The organism is Bradyrhizobium sp. (assembly GCF_049798375.1).
Taxonomy (GTDB): domain Bacteria; phylum Pseudomonadota; class Alphaproteobacteria; order Rhizobiales; family Xanthobacteraceae; genus Bradyrhizobium.
Window position 1 is genome coordinate 1 of the sequence record NZ_JBARGP010000442.1, and the last position, 3061, is coordinate 3061.

The 3061-nt window shown below is 66.1% G+C and carries 4 protein-coding genes; 1 reads left to right on the top strand and 3 read right to left on the bottom strand.

What is annotated here, in order from left to right; translation table 11 throughout:
• Nucleotides 1–180, bottom strand: a 180-nt coding sequence (locus WA702_RS18450; protein WP_425111970.1) for a hypothetical protein, incomplete at its 3' end; no start/stop codon positions are given.
• Nucleotides 181–184: 4 nt separating this feature from the next.
• On the bottom strand, nt 185–1111 hold the full coding sequence (locus WA702_RS18455; RefSeq protein WP_425111972.1) for a LysR family transcriptional regulator: 927 nt from the start codon (nt 1109–1111) through the stop codon (nt 185–187).
• A 93-nt stretch (nt 1112–1204) separates the two neighbouring features.
• On the opposite strand from WA702_RS18455, the gene WA702_RS18460 reads away from it, so the two are divergent.
• Nucleotides 1205–1993 carry an NAD(P)H-dependent oxidoreductase gene (locus WA702_RS18460; protein WP_425111973.1) on the top strand — a complete coding sequence of 263 codons (789 nt, stop codon included), beginning with the start codon at nt 1205–1207 and terminating at the stop codon, nt 1991–1993.
• Between the two features lie 16 nt (nt 1994–2009).
• Here WA702_RS18460 and WA702_RS18465 read toward each other — a convergent pair.
• On the bottom strand, nt 2010–3061 hold a 1052-nt coding region (locus WA702_RS18465), incomplete at its 5' end, for a nucleoside recognition domain-containing protein (RefSeq protein ID WP_425111974.1).

The window sequence follows — 3061 nt, forward strand, 5'->3', positions numbered from 1 at the left end:
GCCACTGGCCTCGAGCCAGCAGGCCGCGCCCTTGCCGCCACCGGTCGAGGTCAGGCCTGCGCCGGGCGCGACGCTGGGACGGCCAAGACCGCCGCGGCCACCGATGGTGCTGACGCCGCAGCTCGGAAATCCCTGACGCATGATCCGGAAAGGTGCGAAGCGGTTTTCCGGAAAGATCACGCCACTAGGTCGCCGTCGGCCGGATGCCGGGCAGGCGGCTGATCTCGGCGACGAGCTCATCGATCAGCAGGCGGACGCGGGCGATGCCGGCGCGCTCGGGCACGATCAACATGTTGAGCGGCACCGAGGGCAGGGTGTAGTCGGCCAGCAATGGCACCAGCCGGCCGCTCCGCATGAGGTCATCGACCAGCCAGTGATGCGCTGCTGCGATGCCGCGGCCGGCGAGCACGGCCTCGCGCACGGCAAGGCCGTGATTGGCGCGGAAGCGCCCGACGAACGGCACGCGGTGCTGCGTACCGTCTGGTGCCTGCAGGATCAGGACCTCGCTGCCCGCGACATTGGGCATGCGGATGGCCTCATGGCCGGCGAGCGCCTCGGGCGTGGTGGGCGTGCCGCGCCGGGCGAGATAGTCGGGATTGGCGACCAGGATACGATGCGAGTGGCCGAGCGCACGCAGCTTCATCGCGCTGTCGGCGAGCGGCGCCAGCCGCAACGCGATGTCGACGCCCTCGCGCACCAGGTCGATGCGCTCGTCGGTCAGGCCGAGATCGACCGCGATTTCGGGATATCGATCCTGGAACGCGAAGATGAGCCGGGTGATGTGCAGGATGCCGAACGCTGCCGTGCAGGACAGCCTGACGGTGCCGGCCGCCGCGGAGCGCGTGGCCCGCGCCTCGTCGCCGGCCTGCTCGACCAGGCGCAGGATCTGGAGGCAGTTCTCATAGTAGCGGCTGCCTTCGTCCGTTAGCGTCACCCGGCGCGTGGTGCGGCTGAGCAGCGGCACGCCGACGGCCTCTTCCAGCTCCTGCAGATGACGGCTGACGGTCGACTGCCCGACATTGAGCTCGCGTGCCACCGCCGACAGGCTGCCGCGCTCGGCGACCCGCACGAAGCTCCGCGTATGCTCCAGGCTAACGAATGATCTATCCATAAATCGGCATAATATTATGTATATTCACATATAGTGGATAAATGGGAAGGCGTCTATCTCGATGGTCGAAATCAACCCCTGGGATTATCGACCATGAATGTTCTGCTCGTCTTCGCCCACCCCGAACCCCGCTCGCTCAACGGCGCCTTGCGCGACGCTGCGGTTGCCGAACTGACGGCCCAGGGCCATGAGGTCCGGATTTCCGACCTCTACGCCCAGGGCTGGAAGTCCGAGATTGATCGCGCCGACTTTCCGCAGCTTGCGCGCGATGTACGCCTCAGCATCGCCGCTGCGTCGGGCGAGGCGTTCAAGGCCCGCGCGCTGACCGACGACGTCAAAGCCGAGCAGGAGAAGCTGCTCTGGGCCGATGCCGTGATCCTGCAGTTTCCGCTGTGGTGGTTCACGATGCCGGCGATCCTGAAAGGCTGGGTCGATCGGGTCTATTCGTACGGCTTCACCTACGGCGTCGGCGAGCACAGCGACAGGCGCTGGGGCAGCCGTTATGGCGAGGGCGTGTTTGCCGGCAAGCGCGCGATGCTGGTCGTCACCACCGGTGGTTGGGAGGAGCATTATTCCGAACGCGGCATCAACGGGCCGATCGACGACCTGCTGTTTCCGATCAATCACGGCGTGCTGTTCTATCCGGGCTTCGACGTGCTGCCGTCCTTCGTCGCCCATCGCGTCAACCGTCTCGACGAGGCCAGCTTCGCTGACGTCGCCGAGCGGCTGCGCGATCGGATGCGGACATTGTTCACCGCAAAGCCCATTCCCTATCGGCGGCAGAACCATGGCGACTATGCGATCCCGACCATGCAGCTCCAGGCCGGGCTCGGCGATCCCGACGCGCGCGGCTTCGCGCTGCATCTCGATGCTACGGGATAGACGATGGGAGCGGGACTTATCCCGCGCCGAGCGCGACGGCGATGTTGTAGGTCAGAAGGCTTGCGGCATAGGCCAGCGCCAGCATGTAGCCGAAGGTGACGGCCATCCAGACCCAGCTTCCGGTCTCGCGGCGGATCACCGCGAGCGTCGAAGCGCATTGCGGGGCGAAGATGTACCAGGCGAGCAGCGACAGCGCGGTGGCGAGGCTCCATTTGGTCGCCAGCACCTGGCCGATCTGCGCGGCGGCTTCCTTGCCGCCCTCGATGGCATAGACGGTGCCGAGCGCCGCGACCGCGACCTCGCGCGCCGCCATGCCTGGGATCAGCGCCACCGCGATCTGCCAGTTGAAGCCGATCGGCGACAGCAGCGGCGCGATCGCCTTGCCGACGATCGCAGCGAGGCTGTAGTTGATCGCGGGCTCGGTGGCGCCCACTGGGGGCTGCGGGAACGAGGCCAGGAACCAGATCAGCACCATCATGGCGAAGATCGTGGTGCCGGCGCGTTGCAGGAACATTTTCGCCCGCGTGTAGATGCCGATGGCGATTGAGCGCAGCCGCGGCATTTTGTAGTCGGGCAACTCCAGCATGAACGGCGCGGGCTGGTAGTCGCGCCACATGAAGAACTTGATCACGAAGGACACGCCGAGTGCGCTGACGATGCCCGCGGCATAGAGCCCGAACATCACGAGGCCCTGTAGATTGACCACCCCCCAGACGTCCCTGGCCGGGATGAAAGCCGAGATGATCAGCGTGTACACCGGAATGCGCGCCGAGCAGGTCATCAGCGGTGCGATCAGGATCGGTGTCAGCCGGTCGCGTCGGTTGTCGATCACGCGGGTCGCCATGATGCCGGGGATGGCGCAGGCGAAGCTCGACAGCAGCGGAATGAAGGCGCGGCCGTGCAGCCCCGCGCCGCCCATGATGCGGTCCATCAGGAACGCGGCGCGCGCCATGTAGCCGAAATCTTCCAGCAGCAGGATGAACAGGAAGATGATGATGATCTGCGGCAGGAACACGATGACGCTGCCGACGCCGGAGATCACGCCGTTCTGCAGGAAGCTCTGCAGCA

Coding starts and splice junctions, on each gene's coding strand:
- WA702_RS18455 (WP_425111972.1), bottom strand. CDS start 1,111: ATGGATAGATCATTCGTTAGCCTGGAGCATACGCGGAGCTTCGTGCGG.
- WA702_RS18460 (WP_425111973.1), top strand. CDS start 1,205: ATGAATGTTCTGCTCGTCTTCGCCCACCCCGAACCCCGCTCGCTCAAC.